We start from the raw sequence: 25,689 nt of genomic DNA, 5'->3' as shown, positions 1-25,689 counted from the left end.
TGCCCAATTAATGTTGAAGTCTTGCAGTGGATTTTTGATTATACAGAATGCCGAAAGCTCCCGAGGAATGATCCTTTGGGAGCTTATCCTTTGAAAGGACGATATTAGCATGAATAAAAATATTTTACTTTGTGTTTCAGGTGGTATAGCGGTTTATAAGGCTGTCGCTCTTGTTAGCAAGCTTTCGCAGGCAGGAGCAAATGTAAAAGTCATTATGACTGCATCCGCTAGACAATTTGTAAATCCATTGAGCTTTCAAGTGATGTCCAAAAATGATGTCTTTTTCGATACATTTGATGAAAAGGATTCTAGCGTTATTGCCCATATCGATTTGGCGGATTGGGCAGATTTAGTGTTAGTTGCACCTGCTACAGCCAATATCATAGGAAAACTGGCAAATGGCATTGCTGATGATATGGTAACGACAACCTTGCTAGCCACAACTGCACCTGTTTGGATAGCACCTGCTATGAATGTACATATGTATGATCATCCAGCGGTTATACGGAATTTGGAGCAGCTTGCATCAGATGGCTATCAATTTATTGAGCCTTCAGAAGGATTTTTAGCATGTGGCTATATCGGTAAGGGACGTTTAGAGGAGCCAGAAAAAATTACAGCGATTGTCCAAGAGTATTTTTCAGAAACAGTAAAGAAGCTCGCTGGAAAAACTGTAGTTATTACAGCAGGAGCATTCTATATGCCAGTGGACGAACAGCATGTGATCAGTACGTATGCAAACGGTAGAATTGGTCAGGCGTTAGCACAAGAGGCAAAGATACTTGGAGCAACAACAATCCTTTTAGATGAAAACGATGCGAACGTGCATAAACTTTTGGCAAAACTTGAGGACTATAAAAAACAATATCCTCAGGCTATTTTCATCCATGCAGCTAATATGCCTTCAATCGAAGATGCACCAACATTATCGATTGAAGGAACAGCAGCAGTAACCTTTGGACAAAGGGTTATAGGTGAACCGATGTTAACCATTACATCTGATAAATGGATTGATTTTAGTGAAAAAGCAGAAATAAACGGACGGCCTTTTGATACATCGAATGCTGAGCTTTTTGCGAAGGCGCTATGGGCATTTATTATTAAAGGTGAGGAGCAATGAGCTGTTTAATTGCAGAGGTTATAGTGGATGTCTCAACATATCATGTGGATCGTCCATTTGATTATCAAGTGCCTGTAGAGTGGTCAAATGTTATTGAAATGGGTTGTCGTGTAAAAGTACCATTTGGACCAAGAAATGTACTAGGCTTTATAGTGGGATTAAAAAACGAAACAGAAGTACCCCTAAATAAAATTAAGGCAATTACACAAATATTAGATATAGAGCCTGTGTTAACAGAAGAAATGCTGTTAATGGCAAAGTGGTTAAAAAACGAAACAATATGCTATGAAATTGATGCCTTACAGGTTATGCTCCCGTCTGCACTGCGAGCGAAATATGAAAAAATTATCATCATACAGGAAGGACAGGATGTCGCTTTACCAAAAGAAGTGCAGGATATTTTTGGTAAGAGACAAAAGGCTAATTTCAAGGAATTTGAGCGTGCTGGTCTACTGCCTTTATTAAAACAGCTTATCACTAATCATATTGTTAGACTTGAAAATATTGTGAAACAGCAGGGACATGTAAAGGAAATCCGTATGGTCAAAATTTCTGACAATCTAGAAGATATAGAGAAAGCCATAGAAAGTGCAGCAAGAGCAGCCAAGCAGCGCTTTTTAATTGAATGGATGAGGAAACAAATAGGGGAGATCCTAACGCCGCAGGAAATCTATGAGGAAACAGGCGTATCCTCCTCGGTATTGCAGGCAGTTATTGACAAAGGAGCTGCTCAATTTATTCAAGAAGAAGTGTATCGTGATCCTTTTACGAAGGAGGTTTCCCGCACTTCATCCTTACACTTGACAGAGGAACAGGACATTGCATTAAAGGCAATTGTTACATCAATGGCGGAACGAGCTGGGAAAACTTTTTTATTGCATGGTGTAACTGGAAGCGGTAAAACGGAAATTTACTTACAAGCTATTCAGAAGGTTTTAGATGATGGTAAAGAAGCGATTATGCTGGTGCCTGAAATTTCATTAACACCACAAATGACGGAACGTTTTCGTAGTCGCTTTGGTGAGCTTGTTGCTGTCATGCATAGCGGGCTATCTGTTGGAGAGAAGTATGATGAATGGCGTAAAATTCAACAGGGAAAGGTGAGCGTTGTTGTAGGAGCTCGTTCAGCTATCTTTGCGCCTTTTACAAATATTGGTTTAATTATTTTAGATGAGGAGCATGAATCTACGTATAAGCAAGAAGATTCACCGAGATATCATGCAAGAGACGTAGCCATTTGGCGAAGTGAATTTCATAAATGTCCTGTTATTTTAGGAAGCGCAACGCCTGCATTGGAATCATTCGCTAGGGCTAAAAAGGGTGTTTATGACTTACTTACATTAAAGCAGCGTGCTCTGCATCAAGCGTTACCGACTGTTTTTATTGCTGATATGCGAGAGGAGCTTCAAAAAGGAAATCGTTCTATGTTTTCTGAGCAGCTTGTTGAGGCAATGCGTATAAGGCTTGAGAAGCAAGAGCAGATGGTATTGTTTTTAAATCGCCGTGGCTATTCCTCATTTGTGCTTTGTCGTGATTGTGGTACGGTTGTGCAATGTCCGAACTGTGACATTTCGCTAACATATCATCGCACAACTGAGAAATTAAAATGTCATTATTGTGGGTATGAGGAGCGTGTTCCACAAATTTGCCCACAATGTCAAAGTGAGCATATTCGCTACTTTGGCACAGGTACACAAAAAGTGGAGGAAGAAATTTATAAGCTATTTCCTGAGGCAAGGGTGCTTCGGATGGATGTGGACACAACAAAGCAAAAAGGCGCACATGAACAAATTTTACAAGCATTTGGAGAAGAACAGGCAGATATTTTGCTTGGCACGCAAATGATTGCAAAAGGGCTTGATTTTCCGAATATTACGCTAGTAGGTGTTCTAAGCGCTGATACATCATTACACCTCCCAGATTACCGGGCAGCGGAGCGTACATTTCAGCTATTAACACAGGTTAGTGGCAGGGCTGGAAGACATAATAAGCATGGAGAGGTTATTATACAAACGTATACTCCAGAGCATTATGCCATTGAGTTGGCACAAATACAGGACTACGAGCCATTCTATGAACGAGAAATGTTTTTACGTCGTCGTTCAAGCTATCCACCTTATTTTTTTGTTGCGCTTGTTCAAATCTCTCATGAAGATGTTATGATGGCAGCGGAGTATGCTGGGCGTGCGGCAGATTGGCTGAGAGGAAATTTATCTAATCAAGTTGCTATTATAGGTCCAACAACAGCAAGTATTAGTCGTCTCCAAAATAGATATCGCTATCAATGTTTGATAAAATATAAAATTGAACCAAATCTGATTGCTGTCTTACAGCGCCTTCTTGCAATGTATAGAGCAGAATGGATAAAACAGGGGATATTAATGACAGTAGATTTAGATCCATCTACAATCTAACTATTTATCTTCATTCAGCAGAAGACTTCCACCTCTACAGGTGGTGAGATGAATGCGGTTTTGTTTCCTTTCCAGTGGGTGTCCAAACACCTACTGAATGAAGATAAAGCCTCTGGCGGATGTCACGGAATCGGAAAGGAGTTCTTTATGCAAGCACAAAGCCGATTCCGGACGCAATTATGCCGAGGCATAATTGATTAGAAATGATGAAAGAATTATTGAACGGTTGTTTATCTAATATTGACATACAGAGTAGACAAGGCCTTAAAGCCTGAAATAGTAGAAATGAGGAAACAGAAAATGGCTATAAAAAAAGTTGTAGAACATCCAGCACAGGTATTATCTACACCATGTGCAGAAGTTACAGAAATAAATGAAGACATAATTACATTGCTAGATGATTTATATGACACAATGGTTGAATATGATGGGGTTGGTATTGCAGCTCCTCAAATAAATGTTGGCTTACGAGTTGCAATTGTGGAGCTTGGTGAGGAACGAGATATTCTAGAAATGATTAATCCAACTGTTATTGAGACAGACGGAGCGGAAATAGATATTGAGGGCTGCTTAAGTTTCCCAGGGTTATACGGTGAGGTTGAACGCCCTGACTATGTGAAAATCGAAGCTTGTGATCGTGAAGGACGCGTTTATGAGTTAGAAGCTGGAGGTTTTGATGCACGAGCTATTTTACATGAAATTGATCATTTAGATGGCGTGCTATTCGATTCAAAAATCAAACGCATTGTCACAGAGGAAGAACTTGAGGCAATGTACGCAGAAGAGGAGGAGTAATATGACGTCAATCATTTTTATGGGAACACCAGATTTCTCCGCGCCAATTTTGCGTATGCTACACCATGAAGGCTACGATATCAAAGCAGTCGTTACACAGCCAGATCGTCCAGTTGGTCGTAAGCGTGTACTTACACCACCCCCTGTAAAGGCTGTTGCTATTGAATTAGGCTTACTCGTAATACAGCCTGAAAAGCTACGAGGTTCTGAGGAATTACAGCAAATCCTTGATTTACAGCCTGACCTAGTTATAACAGCAGCATTTGGACAAATCTTGCCGAAAGCATTACTAGAGGCACCACAGCTTGGATGTATTAACGTTCATGCATCACTTTTACCAAAATATCGTGGTGGTGCACCGATTCACCAAGCGGTTATTGATGGTGAAAAAGAGACAGGTGTAACGATCATGTATATGGCTGAAAAGCTTGATGCAGGTGATATTATATCTCAGAAGGCTATCCAAATCGAAGAGGATGACCATACAGGTGGTCTATTTGATAAGCTCAGTGTAGTAGGCGAAGAATTATTAAAAGATACACTTCCTTCTATTATAAATAAAACAAATAGTCGAACGGTACAGGATGAGGAGCAGGTAACCTTTGCAAGTAATATTTCACGTGAACAAGAACGTATCGATTGGACCAAAGATGCTGCAACTTTATACAATCAGGTACGGGGTCTCCATCCATGGCCAGTAGCCTATACGACCTTTGAAGATGGAAACTTCAAGATTTGGTGGGCAAAGGTTGGCAACACAAAGCATGATGCTAGTCCTGGTACAGTCGTTGCAATTTCAAAGGATTATTTTGAAGTTGCAGCTGGAAATGGCACAACACTTGCGCTATATGATGTACAACCAGCTGGTAAAAAACGTATGATAGCTGAAGAATACTTGCGTGGTACAGGTTCTAAATTACAGATTGGGGACCAGTTTAAATGAGTAAAAAAAGCGTAGTAATTTGGGATGGAAATGTGCGGGATGCTGCCCTTTCTATTCTTTTAGCAGTAGATAAAAATCAAGCCTATAGCAATTTACTTTTAAGTGAAACGATAAAGCGACATAAAATTGAATCGAAGGATCGTGCTCTTTTAACAGAAATTACGTATGGCACCCTACAATATAAAATGGCACTTGATTATTATTTAGAGCCATTTATTCGTGGCTCTGTGGATCATTGGGTGCGCTGGCTTTTACGATTATCCTTATATCAGATTCATTATTTAACGCGTATTCCTCCGCATGCAGCAGTGAATGAGGCTGTAGAAATTGCCAAACGACGAGGTCATCAAGGTATTGCTTCTATGGTCAACGGTATTTTACGATCTATTTTACGTCAGGGTGTAGCTTCTACTGATGAAATTAAAGATCCAATTGAGCGCCTTGCTATTGAAACGAGTCATCCAGAGTGGTTAGTGCAACGCTTTGTGGATAACTATGGTATGGAAGTAGCGACTGAGATGTTACAGGAAAATAATGTGCCACCTGTACAGACTGTCCGTGTTAATACGACAAAGGTAAATATCGAAGAAGCGATTGCTAGCTTAGAGGTGGAAGGCTTAACGGCTAAAAAAAGCGACATAATGCCAGAATGCTTACATGTTACAAATGGTCAGCCTGCTCGAACAAAAGCATTCCAAGAAGGACTGATTACGATTCAGGATGAAAGCTCGATGATTCCCGCTAATGTCCTACATCCATCTCCTGGTATGCGTGTGTTAGATATGTGTGCCGCACCAGGGGGAAAAACAACACATTTAGCAGAGATTATGAACAATGAGGGTTCGATTTTAGCGACTGATCTTCATCCCCATAAATTAGATTTAATAGACCATAATACAGATCGTCTGGGAATTGATATAGTAGAAACTGCGCCGATTGATGGACGCAAAGCACCAGATTTTCTACAGCCAGAATCATTTGATGCTATTTTAGTCGATGCACCTTGTAGTGGTCTAGGTGTCATGCGTCGTAAACCAGATATTAAATATACAAAGCGTGAGGAAGATTTAGAAAATCTCCAAAAAATACAATTGGCATTGCTTGATGCTGCAACAAAAGTATTGAAAATAGAAGGGAAGCTTGTGTACAGTACTTGTACAGTCGATAAAAAAGAAAATGAGGGCACTGTAACTGCCTTTTTAACAGCGCATCCTGAAATGGAAGCGATACAACTAGAATCTTTACCAACAAAATTAGCGGAAAAGCAAGCAAATGGCATGCTTCAAGTCTTTCCACAAGACTTTGGCAGTGACGGTTTCTTCGTTGCTGCCTTTCGTAAAAAAGGAGAATCCAACTAATGGTGGATCAAGAGAAATTTAATGAACGTATCAATGATTTAGTTGATGAAGCGGAAGAAAAGCCTGTCCGACGAACAAAAAAAGAAAAGCCTAATTTAAAGGAATCTGTCTATTCTTTACAACCGAAGCAGTTAGAAGAGTGGTTAAAGGAAAATGGTGAAAAACCATTTCGTGCAGCACAAATCTTTGATTGGCTATACAATAAACGTGTAAAGACATTTGCTGAAATGTCTAACCTTTCAAAGGGATTACGAGAAAAGCTTGAAGCAAGTTTTGCTTTAACGACATTGTCAACCATTGTTCAGCAAGAATCCAAAGATGGTACGATTAAATTTTTATTTCAATTACAGGACGGCTATTCTATTGAAACAGTATTAATGCGACATGATTATGGTAATTCTGTTTGTGTGACAACACAGGTAGGCTGCCGAATTGGCTGTACGTTCTGTGCCTCTACTTTAGGTGGTTTAAAGCGTCATTTATTAGCAGGAGAAATTGTGGAGCAAGTTGTCAAAGTTCAGCAGACATTAGATGAAGTGGGAGAACGTGTCTCGCATATTGTTATTATGGGAATTGGAGAGCCTTTCGATAATTATGATGCGATGATGAACTTCTTAAAAGTCATTAACCATGAAAAAGGATTAAATATCGGTGCGCGTCATATTACTGTTTCGACTTCAGGCATCGTACCAAAGATTTATCAATTTGCTGATGAACAGCTTCAAATTAACTTTGCTGTGTCCCTGCACGCACCAAACCAAGAGGCACGTCAAAAATTAATGCCAATCGCACGTGCCTATAAATTAGATGAATTAATGGAAGCTGTTCGTTACTATACACAAAAAACTGGCCGACGTGTGAGTTTTGAGTATGGTTTAATGTCAGGAGAAAATGATTCAGTGGAAATTGCAGAAGAATTATCTGCGTTAATAAAAGGAATTAAGTGCCATGTCAACTTAATTCCAGTAAACTACGTACCAGAACGTGATTATGTGCGTACATCTCGTAGTCAAATTTTTGCTTTTGAAAAAACATTAAAGAAAAATGGTATTAACGTAACAATCCGCCGTGAGCAAGGCTCTGATATTGCTGCTGCGTGTGGTCAATTACGTGCGCAAGAGAGATCTGAAGAGACGAGGTGACCAGTGTTGAAATACACAGTCGAAAGTGATATTGGGTTAAAACGAGCAATTAATGAAGACCGTGCTGCATTTTTTAAACGGCCAGATGGGCTTGCACTAGCACTCGTTGCGGATGGCATGGGTGGTCATAATGCTGGCGATGTTGCGAGTGATATGGCAATGAAACAAATGGAACATGTTTTTTTACAGGCAGAAGCACATCATTTTGCATCTACAACATCAAAAGAAGAGTGGTTATTACAAACAGTCAAGCAACTGAATAAAAATATCTATGACTATTCTTTATCACATGAAGACTGTAAAGGAATGGGCACGACATTTATTGCAGTGTTAATAGAAGATAATCATTGCTTCATTGCACATGTTGGTGATAGTCGGGTGTATTATTTCTTTGATGATGGTGCACAACAAATAACAAGAGATCATTCATATGTAAATGTTTTGGTTGAAAATGGAGAAATTAGTGAAGAGGAAGCATTGACACATCCGAAGAAAAATTTCATCCTAAGAGCTGTAGGCACAGAAGAAAGCATTAAACCAGACTTTTATGAAGTGGATTTAGCATCAGAATCGTATTTACTCATTTGCTCTGATGGTTTAAGCAATAAATTAACAGTGTATGAAATGGCATCTATTATTACGTTTCCAGATTCCATAGAAGAAAAGGGAAGAAAACTTGTAGAATTAGCAAATGCCAGCGGGGGGGAAGACAACATCTCCCTCGTGCTGCTCACAAGGCAAGATGAGGAGGTGTAAGTATGCTTGTAGGAAAACGAATTAGTGACCGCTATAAAATTATTGAACTCATTGGCGGCGGAGGTATGTCCAATGTCTATTTGGCACATGACATGATCTTAAACCGTGATGTAGCGATAAAAGTATTACGCTATGATTTTACAAATGAGGATGAATTACATCGACGTTTTCAACGTGAGGCACTTTCTGCTACAAGTCTTACACATCCAAATATTGTTAGTATATATGATGTAGGCGATGATGGAGATCTACATTATATTGTAATGGAGTATGTTCAAGGAAAAACATTAAAGCAGTACATACAGGAATATGCACCAATTTCTCCTGCTAGAAGTGTGCATATTATGAAGCAGTTGACGTCTGCTATTGCTAATGCCCATGAAAATCACATTATTCATCGTGACATTAAACCTCAAAATATTTTAATGGATGCTGAAGGAAATGTGAAAGTAACTGATTTTGGTATAGCAATGACGCTTAGTGCAACATCCTTTACACAAACAAACTCTGTGCTTGGTACTGTACACTATTTATCACCAGAGCAGGCTCGTGGTGGTACAGCAACAAATAGATCAGATATATATGCACTTGGTATTGTATTATATGAATTATTAACTGGAGAATTACCATTTTCAGGTGAATCAGCTGTTTCTATTGCCTTGAAACATTTACAAGCTGAGACGCCCTCTGTACGTGCATTTGATGCTACGATACCGCAGAGCTTGGAAAACGTTGTGTTAAAAGCTACAGCAAAGGATGCTGCTCATCGTTATTCGACAGTTGAAAAAATGCAGGAAGATTTAGAAACTATTTTATCGCCCAATCGAATAAATGAGCCTAAATTTGCAATTCCATTTGATAATGATGTCACTAAGGCAATTCCTATTATAAAAGACCAAGCTATACGAAATGATGAGGATTTAACGAAAACTAGAGCCATTGAACCGATTACACAATCTAAACCGAAACAAGGCCCTAAAAAGACAATTGACAAGGTAGAGCCTATTAAGAAAAAGAAAAAATGGCCGAAATATGTTGCTGGGTTATTTATTGCAGTAATTGCGATGTTCTTATACTTTTTATTTGCTACGGAACTCTTTAGCCCGAAAAAGTCTCCTGTACCTAGTGTGACAGGTTTAACTGTTGAGGAAGCAGAAAAGAGATTAGAAGCAGAGGGCTTTGTTGTAGGTGAGATAAAGTCACGTAATGATGAGGAAGTTGAGAAGGATAAGGTGATTGAAACAGACCCAGCAGAAAAGGCAGAGCGTGTCAAAGGAACGGAAGTGGATATAATCGTCAGTCTTGGAGAAGAAATGACGAAAATTGATAGTTATAAAGGGCGACCATTTAGCCAAGTGGAAGCATTACTAAAGGACACATTTGCGTATATAGACTCTGAAGAAGTTTATTCACAAGAGCCAGCTGGCACCATTATCGATCAGGAGCCAAAGGATGGTACTGAAGTAATCGCCAAAGATACGACTTTATTATTTAAAGTTAGTAAAGGAGTACAATTGGTTAAAGTGGGGAGTATTGTAAATTATACTAAGGCTCAAGCTGAAGCGTATGTAAAAGATAAAGGCTTAAAATTGCATATAGTTCGTGAAGAAAATCACAGTACAGTACCAGCGGGAAGTATTATTTCACAATTGACAAAAGCAGAGGCAGAAGTTGAGGTAGGTTCAACAGTAAGTGTTATTTTAAGTAAGGGACCAGCTAAAAAGCCTGATAAACCTTATTTCAAAACAATTAAGATTGAGTATAAACCGAATGAGGAAGGCTTAGAACAAACCATTCGAATTGAAATTCAAGATAAAAATCGATCAATGCTAGAAACTGATGAAACGTTTCCCATCACGGCTGATACTGAATACCAAATAAAACTTGTTATTGCAGATGGTCAGGAAGCGGCCTATAAAATTATTCGTGATTCGGAAGTCATTGCTGCAGAAAAAATCAATTACGATGATATCAAATAAGGGGGAATTGGATGGCGCAAGGCCAAATACGCAAAGCATTAAGTGGTTATTATTATGTTTATGATGGAGCTCAACTCATACAATGTCGAGGACGTGGGGTATTTCGCAATCGTGGGGAATCCCCACTCGTTGGCGACATGGTAGAATACACGCTAGAAACGAAGGGATCAGACGGTACTATTCAAAAAATAATGGATCGTCAAAATGAATTAGTACGCCCTCCAATTGCTAATATCGATCAAGGTATTCTTGTGTTTTCTGTAAAAGAACCTAATTTTAATACGATTTTATTGGATAGATTTTTAGTTGTCTTAGAATCATTTCATGTTCATCCGATCATTTGTTTAACCAAAATGGATTTGCTAGAGAATCATGAACGTGAAGAATTGCAAGGCTATATAAAAGATTATGAAAGCATGGGATATACTGTACTGCAAACCTATAAAGGGGAGGAAGAATTAATTGAACGGCTTCAGCCGATATTAAAAGGAAAAACCTCTGTGTTAGCAGGACAGTCTGGCGTTGGTAAATCCACACTGTTAAATACTTTAATTCCAGATTTGAATTTAAAAACAGGCATTATCTCACAAAGCTTAGGACGTGGAAAACATACGACACGCCATGTTGAATTAATAGAGGTATGTGATGGTTTATTAGCAGATACACCTGGATTTAGTTCATTTGATTTTGATGATATTGAAAAAGAAGAACTAGGAGCATGTTTCCCTGAAATGGTTCAAGTGGCAGAGGATTGTAAATTCAGAGGTTGTTTACATTTAAAGGAGCCAAAATGTGCCGTGAAGGTAGCTGTAGAGGCGGGAGAAATTCGTGAATACCGCTATAAGCATTACGAACAATTTATGCAAGAAATTATGGATCGAAAGCCGAGGTATTAATGATGATACAAATTGCACCATCAATTTTAGCAGCTAATTTTGCTAAATTAGGAGAAGAAGTAAAGGAAGTAGAAAAAGCGGGTGCCCAGCTTATTCATATTGATGTAATGGATGGTCATTTTGTGCCGAATATTTCCTTCGGCTCTATCGTATTAGACGCCATTCGTCCTTTAACGAATTTACCGCTAGACGTTCATTTAATGATCGAAAATCCTGATCAATATATTGAACAATTCGCCAAAGCAGGGACAGACTATATTACGGTGCATGTTGAAGCTTGCCGCCATTTACACCGTACAATTCAATTAATTCGGTCATTAGGAGTCAAACCTGGTGTTGTTTTAAATCCACATACACCTATAGAATCTATTCAACATATTTTAGAGGATATTGATATGGTGCTGTTTATGACAGTGAATCCAGGTTTTGGTGGACAAAAATTCATTCATTCTGTGGTGCCGAAAATTGAAGCGTTAGCAGCTATTATTAAAGAGCGCAATCTTAATATTGCTATAGAAATAGATGGTGGCATTAATGCAGAGACAATTGTTCCATGTGCAAAGGCTGGGGCGACAATTTTTGTAGCAGGCTCAGCTATTTACAGTAAAGAAGATCGTACCGCAGCCCTTCAGGAAATTCTTGCTGCTGGTGAGGCAGCGATTAAAGGATGACACTAGTTGTTGTTTGTGCTGGTGGTCCTAAAGAGGAGCTATGTTCATTTATTCCATTTACAAAGAAAGAGGATGTACTATTTATTGGGGCTGATCGAGGAGCACTATATTTAATCGAGCAAGGCATTACACCACATGCGATTGTTGGAGATTTTGACTCTTTAACACATGAGGAATATGAGCTTGTGATGAAGCATACCAATGATAGACAACGATTTCAGCAAGAGAAAAATGAAACAGATACTGATTTAGCACTGTTAAAGGCTTATACCTACCAACCATCAGAAATTGTACTCACAGGTGTTACTGGTGGACGCTTGGATCATTATGAGGCAGCAATCCGCTCCATTTATCGTTTGCAAAGGGAGCATCCGAATATTGTCTTAAAGATTATGAATCATGCAAATCTATTACAATTTATAATGCCAGGTACTCACATTATTCAAGCAGATGAACAATACCGTTATTTATCTTTTTTTGCACATGAAGAGCCGATCAAAAATGTTACATTAAGGCAAGTGAAATATGAAACAACCAATGAAGAAATTACTTTAGGTACATCTCGATTTACAAGTAATGAAATAATAGGTGATTCAGGGTCTATATCTTTCTCACAAGGCATATGTTTAATGATAAGAAGCATAGATTAGTGTAAGGAGGAGATAGTCCTGAAAGTCTATACTTTTCAGTTGCCAAAAGTTGTGAGTAGTATTACGCGTACATGTATCAATCTTTTTAAAAAAGACAAGAAAGTAAAAAAATCCGACTAACTCTGGTCGGATTTTTTTTCTGCACTAGCGTTTGAAAACTACTATTAGATTCTTCGATTATAAGATTCTTTTTTTATAGTTCTGAGAAAATAAATCTAAAGCCTCTATTCATTACACTGAAATAATGAATAGAGGCTTTATAGCTGCTTGTTGCACTATATTAAAATGTACAAAGGCGGTTGGTAGTATGCCCAATTAGAAAGAAAAAAATCGATTTGCGCTATATGCCAAATCGATTTTTTAGAAGCGGCGATTAAACGCGCTCGATTTTACCTGATTTTAATGCACGAGCAGAAACCCATACACGTTTTGGTTTACCGTCAACTAAGATACGAACTTTTTGAAGGTTAGCACCCCAAGTACGTTTGTTAGCGTTCATAGCGTGGGAACGGTTGTTACCAGTACGAGCTTTACGTCCAGTGATTACACATTGTTTTGGCATGTTGTATTCCCTCCTTACTGTTAATGCTGAAAGATTATTATTTCAGTTCGGTATTTCACATACCATAATAATTTAACATACCATGACGTTCAGTGCAACAGTTTTCACATAACCTTTCAAGAAAAAAACCTTTACAGACAGAAAACCATTCTCTAATTTTGTTTAATAATAAAGAGAAGGCATCATCTTATTTTCCTCGATAGCCAAGCTTAGCTGAGACATGTTTACCAGTTTTCACTAGAGAATCTGTTAGGTTTTCAATATGTTCTGGAGAAACATTAAAGCTTACAAAGCCTATGCTTACGGCACCTACTACCTCACCAAAACCATTTAGGATGGAGACGGCAATCGAAGAGGTTCCTGCTGTTCTTTCTCCATGACTAATGGCAAATCCTTGTTGTCTTATTATAGCAACCTGTGCCTCGAATTCAGCGATTTCTTCATGTGGCATGAGTTGCTCCATGATTTCTTTTGCTTGAGCAACAGGCATAGCAGCTAATATAACTTTATTTGCAGCACCTATATGCATTGGTATACGAATTCCGAGCTGATCGTAAATACGAATTGGATTAGCAGCGCTGTCAATTCTTTCAATAATAATCGTATCTAATCCAGCAGGTTTACTTAAATAAACGCTTTCCTCTACTTTTCTTGCTAAACGCTCTAATTCAGGTCTTATTTTACTAATGTAATCCATCGTATCATACACTTGTAAACCAAGCTCCATCCATATTGTACCGAGTCGGTATTGTTTCGTCTGCTCATCTTGCTCAATCATTCCTTGCTTAATCATCGCTTTTAAAATTCTATGTAATGTACTAAGCGGCAAATCACATTTTGCCGAAAGCTCTGATATGGACAAGCTGTTTTCACTTGTTTCAGAAGCTAAAACTTTAGCAATCGTCATTGCACGTTCTAATAATTGCATATCATTCCCACCTCTCCTTCCTATTATTTTATTTTTATTCCTTGTCTGCGTCTAGTTCTATAATCACAGTATTATCTTTACATTAGAAAGCATTATAAGTATTCAATTTTATCGCAAAGAGCAGTATGAATATAAAAATTTTTCTAAATATATTGACAGTATAGCATAAAACACATATATTTTTCTTATAAACTTTCCTCTTAACGGAAACGTTTTCCACCAAACGGAAAAGGGGTGAAGGGAATGCATTATTGTTCATCAATGTATGCACCTTTAAAACACGTAATAGTAAAACATCCACAAGATGCTTTCCGAAGCCAGGAGCATCTTAGAGATGAATGGAAAACATTTAACTACTTATCAGAACCAAATTTTGATGAGGCACTAAGAGAATATGCAGAATTTATTGCGATTCTTGAAAAGTATGTTGACAAAATTGATTATTTACCAGAATCAGAGAATGTAGGCTTAGACTCCCTTTATGCACATGATCCAGTCAAATTTACGCCAAAAGGAGCTATTATTTTAAAATCTGGTAAAACTCTCAGACAACCTGAAGCAGCCGTTTATAAAGATTTTTTACAAGAAAAAGGTATTCCAATCATTGGCGAATTAACAGGGGATGCAGTTTCAGATGGCGGCGATATTGTTTGGCTTGATGATCAAACACTTGTTGTAGGGAGAGGGTATCGAACAAATGATGAAGCAATTCGTCAGCTAAAGGAAATGACAGCTGATATCGTTGATGAATTTATTGTTGTACAACTTCCACATGATTTAGGAGAGGCAGAATGTTTACACTTAATGTCCTTTATAAGCATGGTTGATAAAGATCTGGCGGTCGTACATTCCCGATTAATGCCAGTATTCTTCCGTCAGCTATTAATCGAACGAGGTATTCAATTGATTGAGGTACCGAAAGATGAATACGACGGATTAGGCTGCAATGTGCTAGCACTAGCACCAAGAGTATGTATAATTCCACAAGGAAATCCAATAACAAAACAGCAGCTACTTGATACAGGGGCTACCGTTTATGAATACAAAGGTAATGAAATCACAGTAAAAGGAACAGGTGGACCAACTTGTCTAACTTGTCCAGTGGTAAGGGGATAAAGTGAGGGAATGCTCTTCATCCCTCTGAATAGCAAGTATTGCTAGTTATATAAGATATAAAAGGAGACGAAATACATGTTTAAAAATGTTATTGTAAAAAATCCAGGTAATAGTTTTGTAAACGGTTTAACGACAAGTGATTTAGGAAAACCAGTATTGGAGAAATTATTTGAACAACATGAAAAGTATGTGGAAGCGTTAAAAAAATGTGGCGTAGAAGTGACTCAGCTTCCTGCAAATGAGGCATTTCCAGATTCAACATTTGTAGAAGACACTGCTGTTTTAACATCTGAGTTTGCGATTATTTCAAATCCGGGTGCAGAGGCTCGCAATCGTGAAATAGAAGATATCGAACCAACAGTAAAGAAATTCTATGAGAAATTATATTATATTGAAGGTTCTGGAACACTAGATGGTGGAGACGTGCTACAGGCTGAAAAGAAATTTTATGTTGGTATTTCTGACAGAACAAATGAAGAGGGAGCAAGACAATTTAAAGAAATAGTTGAAAAAGAGGGCTATGAGGCAACGATTATCCCATTAAAAGAATTCTTCCATTTAAAAACAGGGATCGCCTATGTGGGTCAAAATCGTATGGTTCTTGCGGGTGAATTTATCGATCACCCGGCCTTTGCTTCCTATGAAAAAATTATCATTCCAAAAGAACATGAGTATTCAGCAAATTGTATTCAAGTTAATGATTATGTGATTATACCAGCTGGCTATCCAGAAACTAACCGTAAGCTAAATGATTTAGGCTACCAAACAATTGAGCTTGAGATGTCTGAATTCAGAAAACATGACGGTGGACTAAGCTGTTTATCGTTACGCTTTTAATCAAATGTACAACTACCCAATCAATTTATAAGGAATAAATTGATTGGGTACTTTAATACTAGAAATATCAGAATATTTATTATATTGGGAATATATAGAAAGTAGGGATGGAATGTGAATAACGGAGAACAACTTTTAAACCGTTCAATGAAAAGCCGTCATTTATTGATGCTATCACTTGGCGGCGTTATTGGGACAGGTTTATTCTTAAATGTTGGCTATACAATCAATCAGGCAGGTCCCGGGGGAGCTTTAATTGGGTATTTGTTTGGTGGTTTAATATTATATATGGTTATGAATTGTCTTGGAGAACTTGCTGTTTATATGCCTGTAACAGGATCTTTCCAAACCTATGCAACACGTTTTATCAGCCCATCAGCTGGTTTCTCATTAGGATGGATGTACTTTGTTGGATCAGCAGCAACAGCAGGGGTCGAATTTACAGCTGCGGGAATTTTGATGCAACATTGGTTTCCAGATGTGCCAATTTGGATCTGGTGTGCAGTGTTTATGGTTCTTCTATTTGTCTTAAATGCATTAACAACAAAGGGTTTTGCGGAGGCAGAGTTCTGGTTTGCGAGTATTAAAGTCATTGCGGTCATAGCATTTATTATTATTGGGGGTGCTGCGATTTTTGGTTTGATTCCATTAGCAGATCGCCCTACACCACATTTTTCGAATTTAGCACCTTCTGGGTTATTCCCGGCAGGAATAAGTATTATCTTTGTCACGATGATGAATGTTATCTTTTCTTATCAGGGATCTGAGCTTGTCGGTATTGCTGCAGGGGAAACGGAGAGTCCAGAAAAAAATATACCACGAGCAATACGGACGATTCTTTTTAGAATCATTGTTTTCTATATTGCTTCTATTATTGTATTGTCTGCAATATTCCCATCTTCTGAGCTGGGCTTATTAGAAAGTCCATTTGTAACGTTAATGAATTTAGCTGGCGTTCCATATGCAGCCGGTATTATGAATTTTGTTATTTTAACGGCTATTTTATCAGTAGGAAACTCATGCTTATATGCATCAACACGCTTGCTATGGTCGATGTCTAAAGAGGGAATGGCTCCAAAATTATTTGGACGTCTCACTAAAAATAAAGTGCCCTTGAATGCATTGATCTTTACAATGCTTTTCTCATTGCTTTCACTATTAACAAGTGTAATGGAAGCAGATGCAGTATTTGTTTTACTCATGTCTATTGCAGGTATATCCGTTACGATTTCTTGGATGGGAATATGTGCTTCTCAATTGATGTTCCGCTATCGTTATGTAAAGGCCGGAGGAAATGTAGCGGATTTAAAATTTAAAACACCATTTTATCCATTAATTCCAGTGTTTTGTATTAGCTTCTGCGTGATAATCCTTGCCTTTTTAGCATTCGATCCAACGCAAAGAATTGGTTTACTATATGGTATTGGATTCTTTATAGCATGCATGATTTTCTACAAGGTTAAATTGAGTAAAACAAATACGGTTTCTTCTGAGCTGGAAATAACAGAACAGGAATCACTGGATAGACAATGAAATGCATTCGATCTTAAGAAATCGAATAAAGGAGACTTTTTTATGAAAAATTATTATTGGGATTCACCTGAAAAATTAAGAGCATTGTTATGTGAAATTGTTAGCTGGGAAAGTAGAACACTAACGAAAGGTGAGAATGAGTTTACTTATAAATTAAAAAATATATTGCAAACGCTTTCTTATTTTCAAGATAATCCGCAATTCATTGAGCTGCATGATGCAGGACTAGGGCGTAATGCTGTAACAGCCTTGTATAAGCATCCAGCTGCGACGGAGACAGTGGTATTAATTAGTCATTTTGATACTGTCCATACAGAGGAGTATGGAGAGCTTGAACCTTTTGCCTTTTATCCAGAAGAATTAACGAGAAAGTTGATGGAGCCTAAATATAAAAAGGATTTACCTGAAGCCGCAAGAATTGATTTAGAATCTGGTAATTATTTATTTGGTCGTGGAACGATGGATATGAAAATGGGACTTGCATTGCATATGCAATTAATCGAAAAAGCAAGCATTGAACAATGGCCCATTAATTTAATTTTAACGGCTGTACCTGATGAAGAAGTGAATTCGGCGGGGATGAGAGCTGCAGTTGTGGAGCTAGTCAGACTTCGTGAACAATATGGTTTAACTTATAAACTATTTTTAAATAGTGAGCCATCGTTTTCACAGGGACCTGCTGATATAAATGAATATATCTATTCAGGAACTATCGGGAAAATTATGCCTGCAGCCTTATTCTATGGGAAAGAAACACATGTTGGCGAGCCATTAAAGGGAATGACCGCGAACTTTATTGCTTCTTATATGACACAGCATATGGAGTGGAATCCAATATTCCGTGAAACAGATCTTGGTGAGAGTACACCATTACCAGTATCCTTACAATTAAAGGATTTGAAAATGGAGTATTCCACACAAACGCCATATCGTGCGGCTGCTCTTTACAATGTGTTCCTATTAAAGAGAACTGCATCCGAAGTAATGGATATATTTGAGCAAGTAGCTTTAGAGGCTATGTCAGCTTGTAATCAGTCCTATCAACAAATTTGTGAGCGTGAAAAAGTCAAAGGTGTTGGTGAGGTGAAAGTCCTACGCTATGAGGCACTTTTGGAGCACGCAATTCATAAATTAGGTACCGAGGAAGTGGCATCCATAAAGCGTCAGGTTCTGGAAAATAGTGTATGGGATGATCGTGAGAAATCCATCCGAATTGTGGATCAGCTAATGATTCGTTGCCAAGAACTTACGCCAGCAACTGTATTACTGTATGCTCCACCTTATTATCCTGCTATCAATTCATCGAATCATCCATTAGTAATTCAATCGATTGAATTGATGAAGAAAACAGCCAAAACATTTGATATTGAAGTAGAGCAAATTCATTATTTTAATGGTATTTGTGATTTGAGCTACGTGAACTATTCAGATGATTCAAATGGATGGACTGCTTTTGAGCGCAACACACCTGTATATGGTGATACGTATAGTATTCCATTTAAAGCCATGTCTGCTTTACAAGGCCCTGTTCTGAATGTTGGTCCCTTCGGCAAGGATGCCCATCAAAAAACAGAAAGATTACATGTGGACAGTGCCTTTAAGGAAATGCCTGTGATGCTTGACACTCTTATTAAGAGTCTATTTTAATAGTAGTAGATTTATTGAGAGCGACTTATGCCTAAATGGAAAAGTCGCTCTTCTTTCATTGGCTTTAGATAGAAGAATTAGTTAATTAGTAACAGGCTTGTTATGGTAAAATAAAAATTAGAAATTTAATTAAAAATAAACGGAGGGAAATAGATGAAGAAATATATTATCACTTTGCTAATCGTATTAGCCTTTCTAACAAACCCATCATCATCTAAAGCGGAAGTACAGTGGGACGGGGCTCAAGTTGCTAAGGGGCAAACGGGAAAAATGACCTTTACAAAAGATGTAAAAGTATATAAGAAAAATGCAAATGGTACGTATAGCTCGATGACAGTTAAGCGCAACAACTATTTCCGAGTGTATGATATTGAAAAGTATGACAATAAAACGTTTTATTGGATGAGCTCGGGATACCGTGTACAAGCAACGGATTTAGTTGTTTTTAAGAAAGTACCTCTGAACATACGCGCTTCTTTTTATGATAATCCTGGCTATATCAACATCAATGGTCAAGCCTCAAACTTAAACTATGGAACACATTATTTAAAAGGATTTGAATATGGTTCCCCTAGCTATGATATTGTTATTGGTGAAAATCTATACTACGATTATACGTACCCATCTGAGGGAAATATTAGAGGGGGCTATATTGATGCCACAGATATTCGCGTTGCCGAAACAATAAAAAGAGACGAAGGACTCTATAAGCTAACAGCCGATACACGGCACTTAAAAGGTCCAATGGCTGGAGGAAATGCGGGAGGAAAATATTCAAAAGGAACTGTTTTTCAATCGTTAGGAATTGAAATAAATGGATATCTTAGAATGCAAGAGCTAGGAACATGGGGAGAAGATTTTATTTTTACATATATTCCTGTAACATTACTCCAACCTGTGCAAGCTCAAGAGAAACTCTATATTCGATATGGAGTTATTGGTAAAGGTAAAAAGTCCAAAGAGCTAAAGCGTTTTGATGAAGTAACTTTATTGACAGAAAAAAATATGACAGCTTGGATTGAGATAGATGGGGAAACGTATTATGTACCGAAAAAAGTCCTAGCTACCATAAAACCGAACGAATCACCGATTATTACAACATCTTTCTTGCCAAATGATACGCTTCAGCAACTAGTATATACGAATGGTGTATATAAGAAAACAGCTAATAACCGTTTTGAGACGCAGAACAACAATCAGTTCATTGACTATCATGAAACGGAACAAACCTTTAATTATGAAAAGGATGGTATCAAATATTTATTTGAAAAGCCAGTTACAGAAGGCTCAAAAGTGACTAGAGTAGAGAACGGAATGAAAGATGAAGGGTTTGTTCGTGCCATTCATTACACATTCACAAAGCCATCAGGTACGTTCAACAATGTTGTGGAAACGTCCTATGGTGAATTTTTTGCACCAGGCTATGGTTATATCAATGGGTATAGCAGCGAACTAAGATCCTATGAATAACCAATCCTTTGCTTTTTTTGCTTGAAGGGTGAAAATCTTAATAAACAGGTGAGGAAAAAGAATAGTTTTTCCTCACCTTTTTGATTTTTGGGCTTTGATCTTACTTCCTATTTAGCTGTAAAAAAATGTATGATTAACTGAACAAGGCATGGGTGGATTTAAAAAATATAGAATTTTTCAATAAAAATGCCGAATTAGAGATTGCTATTGAAGATAAAAATTATTGGAAAAAGATTTAGAATGACCGCCGTGAAAGAGCAATCTTTTCCTATAAAAGAATAGGATAAGGATGAAGGAATTTTAAGACGAGATTGTTTAAAAGCTTGCATATTTGTGGATTGTTTACGAATGAGTATCCTTTAAACAGAATTTCATGAAATGAATGTGAATAGTTAGCTATTTTCAATTGATTTTCAACAATTTTGAGGAGACTACTTGTATTTTTAATTATTTAGACGATAAATATAGGAAATATTATTTACTAAATTGCAATAGGAGCGGACAGTATGGAAAATCAAGAAAAACTTGCTCTCGCTATACGTCAAGAAATGATCTATTTTAATTTGAAGCGTATGCGGACAGTGGCATGGTCATTAATGTATGTATCAGTCGTCATTACAATCATACATTATGGTGAGGTTTTCTTTTCAAAAACAGAAAGAGTGATGGTGCCAGCTTATATTGCGATTCATGTTATTTTGTTTTATATTGATTTGGCTGTTTTATTACTTATTAAAGAAAAGAAAATACATGTTACATTCTTGAACTTACGCAAATATGAAATGATCCTACTTATGTATATTTATATAGTTTTATTGTTAATTACAGCTATCACAGTAATGGATGTATATTATTTTAAACATGCGGCTTTATATGAGGTACTGTTTTTAATTATTTGTACGGTTTTCGCCATTTCTTTTCGTAAGATATATCCACTTGTTGTAGTAACAGCACTAGCAATTTTTATCAGTGCTTATTTGGGTAATGGAATATCAGGTGAAAGTATCAAAGTTTTCCTGCCGATGTCCCTTATTCTGCCAATAGGGTTCGTTATTCAGCATCATATTTACAAGGTTCAGAAACAATTTATAACGCAACATATTTTATTGGGTGAAGAAATGACGAAATCCAAGCAATTATCAATATTATTAGCTGAAAAAAATAATGAACTGTCAGAGCAAGCACTTCGTGATTCGTTGACAAATATTCCAAATCGACGAGCTTTTAATAACAAACTTGCGCAAATAGGGCAGCAGCTTCATAAAACCAAAAACATAACAGTGATGATGATTGATATTGATTTCTTTAAAAATTTCAATGATCATTATGGTCATTTACAAGGTGATGAGGCATTAATCAAGGTTGCTGCTGTACTAGACGAAATTGCTGGAAAGTATAATGCATTTGCTGCACGATGGGGAGGCGAAGAATTTGTAATTATCAGCCAACATGCATCCAAATTTGCTGAGCATGTTTGTGAAGAAATTTTAGAGGAAGTCCGTAGTTTAAACATTCGTCACGAACATTCAAAAATAGCCGATACCGTAACAGTCAGTATCGGAATGTGCCATGCCAAAATTTCAACTATTGAACAATTAGAAACATGCTGTGAATTAGCTGATCAAGCATTATATAAAGCAAAGCAAAACGGACGTAACAACTTTTATGGCAAAAATGAATTATTCGATGAAGAAGTATTTTATCCTATATAATGCAAGTGAAACGTTGATACAGAGCGTTTTCATGCCCTCTTAGGTTGCTTATTGTATAACGAAAGTGTTACAATATAGTTTAGTCAAAAAGAGCCAAGGGGGCATTTCTATGTCAATTGAATTAAACAATGAATTCGGCCAAATTGATATTTCAACAGATGTACTTGCACAAATTGCTGGTGGCGCTGCTGTAGAATGCTACGGTATTGTTGGCATGGCATCTAAACATCAAATTCGTGATGGTCTTACTGATATTTTACGTAAAGAAAACTTTGCAAAAGGTGTTGTTATTCGACAGCAGAACGACGATCTACATATCGATATGTACATTATTGTTAGTTATGGTACGAAAATCTCCGAAGTGGCTTACCAAGTACAGTCGAAAGTGAAATATACAGTGGATAAAACGTTAGGTATGAGCGTTAAATCTGTCAATATTTTTGTGCAGGGCGTTCGTGTAGCGAATGATTAAGAGGAGGAACTAAATCGAATGCAGTCTTTAGACGGAATAAAGTTTGCGGAAATGGTGCAAATGGGTGCTCATCACCTATTCCAAAATGCAAATTATGTTGATTCATTAAATGTATTTCCAGTGCCAGATGGCGATACAGGAACGAATATGAACTTATCGATGACATCTGGCGCCAAGGAAACAGAGCATTCTGCCTCAGAGCATATCGGCAAAACAGCACAGGCTTTGTCAAAAGGTTTACTTATGGGAGCGCGAGGTAATTCTGGCGTTATTCTATCTCAGCTTTTTCGAGGCTTTGGGAAGTTTATCGAAAAAGAAGCTGCAATTGACGCTAAGGGATTTGCAGGTGCCTTCCAAGCAGGCGTAGATACGGCATATAAAGCAGTAATGAAACCTGTTGAAGGTACGATTTTAACGGTTGCTCGTGAAGCGGCAAAAAAAGGCGTTGAAGTGGCTGAAACTGAAAACGATATCATTAAGGTGATGGAGGCATTTACAGCGGAAGCAAAAGCATCATTAGAGCGTACACCTGAGTTACTTCCAGTTCTTAAAGAAGTAGGTGTTGTTGATAGTGGTGGTCAAGGTCTTTTATTTGTGTATGAAGGGTTTTTAGCTTCCTTGAAAGGTGAACCATTACCAGAGAAAAATGAAGCAACGTTAGATGATCTAATCAATGCAGAACATCATAGAGCACAGGATTTCATGAATACTGCGGACATTGAATTCGGTTATTGTACGGAAATTATGGTGCGATTTGAGGAAGGCAAAGAGCCTTTTAGTGAAGAACAATTTAGAAACGAACTAAATCCACTAGGTGATTCTTTGCTAGTGATTTCAGATGAAGAAATTGCGAAAGTGCATATCCATTCTGAGCAGCCAGGTGCTGTTTTAGCAATGGGACAAAAATATGGTAGTCTTATTAAAATTAAGGTTGACAATATGCGTGAACAACATTCTGCAATTGTTGGTGAGGATCATAGAGCAACGACTACAGTCAAAAAGGTTGAAAAACATCCATATGCTATAGTAACAATTGCAATGGGTGAGGGCGTAGCTGAATTACTTCGTTCAATCGGTGCATCTTACGTAATTGAAGGTGGTCAAACAATGAACCCTTCAACTGAGGATATCGTGAAAGCAGTGCAAGAAATTGGTGCTGATAAGGTGTTAATTTTACCGAATAACAAAAATATTGTCATGGCAGCTGAACAAGCGGTTGAGCTTCTAGATATTGAAGCAGCAGTAGTACCTACTAAAACTATTCCTCAAGGTATGGCAGCTATTTTATCGTTCAATCCAGAAGCAACAGTTGACATAAACCAAGCAGCAATGAGCGAAGCGTTTGCTAACGTAAAAACTGGGCAAGTAACTTATGCAGTGCGTGATACGTCTATAGATGGAATTCAAATTCATAAGGATGATTTCATGGCTCTTGCAGAAGGGAAAATTGTGTTATCTACACCTGCATTAAAAGATGCTGCTGAAAAGGTAATTACTGATTTAGTAGATGAAAATGCTGAAATTGTTACAGTTATTTATGGTGAGGATACAACTGAAGAAAATGCCTCAGAGTTAGTGAAATTTATCGAAAAGAACTATCCAGAGGTAGAAATTGAGCTATTTAATGGTAAACAAGGATTATATCCATATATTATTTCGGTAGAATAATTAGATGCTACTTAGCAAATGAATAGATAAAGCAGTGCACAGTTCGTGTACTGCTTTTGTTTATGCTATAAGGAGAATAGAAGATAATTACTAACTTACAGTAGCCATAAATAAACAACTCATTGTACGTACCTAGAGGACGATAAAATTGGAAATACTGGAATATAAGCCTTCCTAGGTTGCTGTATGTAGAGAATGGACAATAAATAGCAATATTCTCATTGTATAAATTATAGTCGTGTAAATTTTCTGAAAGTTGATAAATTATTGCTTTACTTTTATAGTTACTATCAAGCATGATATAAGTAAATGTAAATATTATTATATGGATAGAATAGAGGGGTGTTTGAATGAAGTTTACTTCAGTATTTGATATTATTGGACCCGTTATGATTGGGCCTTCCTCCTCTCATACGGCAGGGGCAGCTCGTATTGGGCGTGTTGCTAGGGATCTATTTGGTAGACAGCCTAAGTGGGCTAAAATTCACTTATATGGATCATTTGCTGAAACGTATAGAGGGCATGGAACAGACGTTGCATTAATCGGAGGGCTTTTAAATTTTGATACATTTGACGAGCGTATTAAAATAGCTTTTACTGAAGCCGAAAAAGCTGGGCTAGATTATGAATTTATCCCAGAAACTGCGAATACTGAGCATCCAAATACTGCACGTCTTGTCATAGGTGATGATGAGGGGGAAATGTCTGTCGTTGGTATTTCTATTGGCGGCGGTAAAATTGAAGTAAGTGAAGTAAACGGTTTCAAGCTACGTTTAACTGGGGGAATGCCAGCCATTCTTGTAGTACATGATGATCGGGCAGGCTGTATTGCCAATGTTGCTAATTGCTTAGCGATGCATGATGTCAATATCGGTCATATGGAGGTTTCACGTATTGAGAGAGGATTAACAGCTCTGATGGTAATTGAAGTCGATCAAAATATAGAGGAAAAAGTATTGCAACAAATTTCATTAATACCACATATCACGAAGGTATCAAAAATTAACAACTAGGGGGTGT

General features: G+C 37.5%; 23 protein-coding genes. 21 read left to right on the top strand and 2 right to left on the bottom strand.

All coding sequences use genetic code 11. The features are described from left to right. Nucleotides 1-109: 109 nt before the first annotated feature. The 12 genes from coaBC (at nucleotide 110) to spoVM (ending at nucleotide 12,844) form a co-directional block, all read left to right on the top strand. Nucleotides 110-1,120, top strand: coding sequence for a bifunctional phosphopantothenoylcysteine decarboxylase/phosphopantothenate--cysteine ligase CoaBC (gene coaBC, locus AC3WOM_RS11765; protein ID WP_427540656.1), 1,011 nt, complete (start codon nucleotides 110-112; stop codon nucleotides 1,118-1,120). Further along, the gene (priA, locus tag AC3WOM_RS11760) at nucleotides 1,117-3,534 is read left to right on the top strand and encodes a primosomal protein N' (RefSeq protein WP_492446895.1); all 2,418 of its coding nucleotides are present in this window, start codon (nucleotides 1,117-1,119) and stop codon (nucleotides 3,532-3,534) included. The genes coaBC and priA overlap by 4 nt, the downstream gene beginning before the upstream one ends. Before the next feature lie 300 nt (nucleotides 3,535-3,834). After that, nucleotides 3,835-4,329, top strand: a complete 495-nt coding sequence (def, locus tag AC3WOM_RS11755) for a peptide deformylase (RefSeq protein ID WP_427540650.1) — start codon at nucleotides 3,835-3,837, stop codon at nucleotides 4,327-4,329. A gap of 1 nt (nucleotide 4,330) precedes the next feature. Then, nucleotides 4,331-5,272: a methionyl-tRNA formyltransferase gene (gene fmt, locus AC3WOM_RS11750; RefSeq protein WP_427540647.1), complete on the top strand. Its 942-nt coding sequence runs from the start codon at nucleotides 4,331-4,333 to the stop codon at nucleotides 5,270-5,272. Further along, nucleotides 5,269-6,630: a 16S rRNA (cytosine(967)-C(5))-methyltransferase RsmB gene (gene rsmB, locus AC3WOM_RS11745; RefSeq protein WP_492446893.1), complete on the top strand. Its 1,362-nt coding sequence runs from the start codon at nucleotides 5,269-5,271 to the stop codon at nucleotides 6,628-6,630. Before fmt ends, rsmB begins: the two co-directional genes overlap by 4 nt. After that, the gene (gene rlmN / locus AC3WOM_RS11740) at nucleotides 6,630-7,772 is read left to right on the top strand and encodes a dual-specificity RNA methyltransferase RlmN (protein WP_427540641.1); all 1,143 of its coding nucleotides are present in this window, start codon (nucleotides 6,630-6,632) and stop codon (nucleotides 7,770-7,772) included. The genes rsmB and rlmN overlap by 1 nt, the downstream gene beginning before the upstream one ends. 6 nt (nucleotides 7,773-7,778) lie before the next feature. Next, the gene (locus AC3WOM_RS11735) at nucleotides 7,779-8,528 is read left to right on the top strand and encodes a Stp1/IreP family PP2C-type Ser/Thr phosphatase (RefSeq protein WP_492446916.1); all 750 of its coding nucleotides are present in this window, start codon (nucleotides 7,779-7,781) and stop codon (nucleotides 8,526-8,528) included. A 2-nt stretch (nucleotides 8,529-8,530) separates the two neighbouring features. Next, nucleotides 8,531-10,507: a Stk1 family PASTA domain-containing Ser/Thr kinase gene (pknB, locus tag AC3WOM_RS11730; protein ID WP_492446892.1), complete on the top strand. Its 1,977-nt coding sequence runs from the start codon at nucleotides 8,531-8,533 to the stop codon at nucleotides 10,505-10,507. An 11-nt stretch (nucleotides 10,508-10,518) separates the two neighbouring features. Beyond that, the gene (rsgA, locus tag AC3WOM_RS11725) at nucleotides 10,519-11,403 is read left to right on the top strand and encodes a ribosome small subunit-dependent GTPase A (RefSeq protein WP_427540635.1); all 885 of its coding nucleotides are present in this window, start codon (nucleotides 10,519-10,521) and stop codon (nucleotides 11,401-11,403) included. A 2-nt stretch (nucleotides 11,404-11,405) separates the two neighbouring features. Beyond that, nucleotides 11,406-12,074 (top strand): ribulose-phosphate 3-epimerase, encoded by a 669-nt coding sequence (rpe, locus tag AC3WOM_RS11720; RefSeq protein WP_492446914.1) that lies wholly within the window; start codon nucleotides 11,406-11,408, stop codon nucleotides 12,072-12,074. Further along, nucleotides 12,071-12,724 (top strand): thiamine diphosphokinase, encoded by a 654-nt coding sequence (locus AC3WOM_RS11715; RefSeq protein WP_492446891.1) that lies wholly within the window; start codon nucleotides 12,071-12,073, stop codon nucleotides 12,722-12,724. The genes rpe and AC3WOM_RS11715 overlap by 4 nt, the downstream gene beginning before the upstream one ends. A 12-nt stretch (nucleotides 12,725-12,736) precedes the next feature. Next, nucleotides 12,737-12,844, top strand: a complete 108-nt coding sequence (spoVM, locus tag AC3WOM_RS11710; RefSeq protein ID WP_376781229.1) for a stage V sporulation protein SpoVM — start codon at nucleotides 12,737-12,739, stop codon at nucleotides 12,842-12,844. Nucleotides 12,845-13,097: 253 nt separating this feature from the next. Here the strand turns inward: spoVM and rpmB are convergent, their stop codons facing one another. Then, nucleotides 13,098-13,286: a 50S ribosomal protein L28 gene (rpmB, locus tag AC3WOM_RS11705; RefSeq protein WP_004227417.1), complete on the bottom strand. Its 189-nt coding sequence runs from the start codon at nucleotides 13,284-13,286 to the stop codon at nucleotides 13,098-13,100. A gap of 187 nt (nucleotides 13,287-13,473) precedes the next feature. Then, on the bottom strand, nucleotides 13,474-14,214 hold the full coding sequence (locus AC3WOM_RS11700) for an IclR family transcriptional regulator (RefSeq protein WP_492446890.1): 741 nt from the start codon (nucleotides 14,212-14,214) through the stop codon (nucleotides 13,474-13,476). A gap of 243 nt (nucleotides 14,215-14,457) precedes the next feature. Between AC3WOM_RS11700 and AC3WOM_RS11695 the strand changes: the two genes are divergently transcribed. From AC3WOM_RS11695 to sdaAB, 9 genes are all read left to right on the top strand, one after another. Further along, nucleotides 14,458-15,330 (top strand): dimethylarginine dimethylaminohydrolase family protein, encoded by an 873-nt coding sequence (locus tag AC3WOM_RS11695; RefSeq protein WP_492446888.1) that lies wholly within the window; start codon nucleotides 14,458-14,460, stop codon nucleotides 15,328-15,330. Between the two features lie 75 nt (nucleotides 15,331-15,405). Next, the gene (locus AC3WOM_RS11690) at nucleotides 15,406-16,167 is read left to right on the top strand and encodes a dimethylarginine dimethylaminohydrolase family protein (protein ID WP_492446886.1); all 762 of its coding nucleotides are present in this window, start codon (nucleotides 15,406-15,408) and stop codon (nucleotides 16,165-16,167) included. Nucleotides 16,168-16,314: 147 nt separating this feature from the next. Further along, entirely contained in the window at nucleotides 16,315-17,700 is a 1,386-nt protein-coding gene (locus AC3WOM_RS11685) for an amino acid permease (RefSeq protein ID WP_427540920.1), read from the top strand. 42 nt (nucleotides 17,701-17,742) lie between these two features. Next, on the top strand, nucleotides 17,743-19,347 hold the full coding sequence (locus tag AC3WOM_RS11680; protein ID WP_492446885.1) for a M20/M25/M40 family metallo-hydrolase: 1,605 nt from the start codon (nucleotides 17,743-17,745) through the stop codon (nucleotides 19,345-19,347). A 153-nt stretch (nucleotides 19,348-19,500) separates the two neighbouring features. Then, nucleotides 19,501-20,817, top strand: coding sequence for a hypothetical protein (locus AC3WOM_RS11675; RefSeq protein ID WP_492446883.1), 1,317 nt, complete (start codon nucleotides 19,501-19,503; stop codon nucleotides 20,815-20,817). A gap of 506 nt (nucleotides 20,818-21,323) precedes the next feature. After that, complete coding sequence (locus tag AC3WOM_RS11670) at nucleotides 21,324-22,529, top strand: GGDEF domain-containing protein (protein WP_492446881.1); 1,206 nt, start codon at nucleotides 21,324-21,326, stop codon at nucleotides 22,527-22,529. Between the two features lie 109 nt (nucleotides 22,530-22,638). After that, nucleotides 22,639-23,001, top strand: a complete 363-nt coding sequence (locus AC3WOM_RS11665) for an Asp23/Gls24 family envelope stress response protein (protein WP_054770620.1) — start codon at nucleotides 22,639-22,641, stop codon at nucleotides 22,999-23,001. A gap of 18 nt (nucleotides 23,002-23,019) precedes the next feature. Further along, nucleotides 23,020-24,669: a DAK2 domain-containing protein gene (locus AC3WOM_RS11660; RefSeq protein WP_492446879.1), complete on the top strand. Its 1,650-nt coding sequence runs from the start codon at nucleotides 23,020-23,022 to the stop codon at nucleotides 24,667-24,669. A gap of 350 nt (nucleotides 24,670-25,019) precedes the next feature. Further along, the gene (gene sdaAB, locus AC3WOM_RS11655; protein WP_492446877.1) at nucleotides 25,020-25,682 is read left to right on the top strand and encodes an L-serine ammonia-lyase, iron-sulfur-dependent subunit beta; all 663 of its coding nucleotides are present in this window, start codon (nucleotides 25,020-25,022) and stop codon (nucleotides 25,680-25,682) included. Nucleotides 25,683-25,689: the final 7 nt, after the last annotated feature.

This window comes from Lysinibacillus sp. FW301-JW8 (assembly GCF_058788755.1).
The sequence above is the reverse complement of the archived record's forward strand: the minus strand, read 5'-3'. Positions and strand labels throughout refer to the sequence as shown.

Bases quoted from the DNA above. Each gene is read 5' to 3' on its own strand.
- coaBC (WP_427540656.1), top strand. From the start codon at position 110: ATGAATAAAAATATTTTACTTTGTGTTTCAGGTGGTATAGCGGTTTAT.
- priA (WP_492446895.1), top strand. From the start codon at position 1,117: ATGAGCTGTTTAATTGCAGAGGTTATAGTGGATGTCTCAACATATCAT.
- def (WP_427540650.1), top strand. From the start codon at position 3,835: ATGGCTATAAAAAAAGTTGTAGAACATCCAGCACAGGTATTATCTACA.
- fmt (WP_427540647.1), top strand. From the start codon at position 4,331: ATGACGTCAATCATTTTTATGGGAACACCAGATTTCTCCGCGCCAATT.
- rsmB (WP_492446893.1), top strand. From the start codon at position 5,269: ATGAGTAAAAAAAGCGTAGTAATTTGGGATGGAAATGTGCGGGATGCT.
- rlmN (WP_427540641.1), top strand. From the start codon at position 6,630: ATGGTGGATCAAGAGAAATTTAATGAACGTATCAATGATTTAGTTGAT.
- pknB (WP_492446892.1), top strand. From the start codon at position 8,531: ATGCTTGTAGGAAAACGAATTAGTGACCGCTATAAAATTATTGAACTC.
- rsgA (WP_427540635.1), top strand. From the start codon at position 10,519: ATGGCGCAAGGCCAAATACGCAAAGCATTAAGTGGTTATTATTATGTT.
- rpe (WP_492446914.1), top strand. From the start codon at position 11,406: ATGATACAAATTGCACCATCAATTTTAGCAGCTAATTTTGCTAAATTA.
- AC3WOM_RS11715 (WP_492446891.1), top strand. From the start codon at position 12,071: ATGACACTAGTTGTTGTTTGTGCTGGTGGTCCTAAAGAGGAGCTATGT.
- rpmB (WP_004227417.1), bottom strand. From the start codon at position 13,286: ATGCCAAAACAATGTGTAATCACTGGACGTAAAGCTCGTACTGGTAAC.
- AC3WOM_RS11700 (WP_492446890.1), bottom strand. From the start codon at position 14,214: ATGCAATTATTAGAACGTGCAATGACGATTGCTAAAGTTTTAGCTTCT.
- AC3WOM_RS11695 (WP_492446888.1), top strand. From the start codon at position 14,458: ATGCATTATTGTTCATCAATGTATGCACCTTTAAAACACGTAATAGTA.
- AC3WOM_RS11690 (WP_492446886.1), top strand. From the start codon at position 15,406: ATGTTTAAAAATGTTATTGTAAAAAATCCAGGTAATAGTTTTGTAAAC.
- AC3WOM_RS11685 (WP_427540920.1), top strand. From the start codon at position 16,315: ATGAAAAGCCGTCATTTATTGATGCTATCACTTGGCGGCGTTATTGGG.
- AC3WOM_RS11680 (WP_492446885.1), top strand. From the start codon at position 17,743: ATGAAAAATTATTATTGGGATTCACCTGAAAAATTAAGAGCATTGTTA.
- AC3WOM_RS11675 (WP_492446883.1), top strand. From the start codon at position 19,501: ATGAAGAAATATATTATCACTTTGCTAATCGTATTAGCCTTTCTAACA.
- AC3WOM_RS11670 (WP_492446881.1), top strand. From the start codon at position 21,324: ATGGAAAATCAAGAAAAACTTGCTCTCGCTATACGTCAAGAAATGATC.
- AC3WOM_RS11665 (WP_054770620.1), top strand. From the start codon at position 22,639: ATGTCAATTGAATTAAACAATGAATTCGGCCAAATTGATATTTCAACA.
- AC3WOM_RS11660 (WP_492446879.1), top strand. From the start codon at position 23,020: ATGCAGTCTTTAGACGGAATAAAGTTTGCGGAAATGGTGCAAATGGGT.
- sdaAB (WP_492446877.1), top strand. From the start codon at position 25,020: ATGAAGTTTACTTCAGTATTTGATATTATTGGACCCGTTATGATTGGG.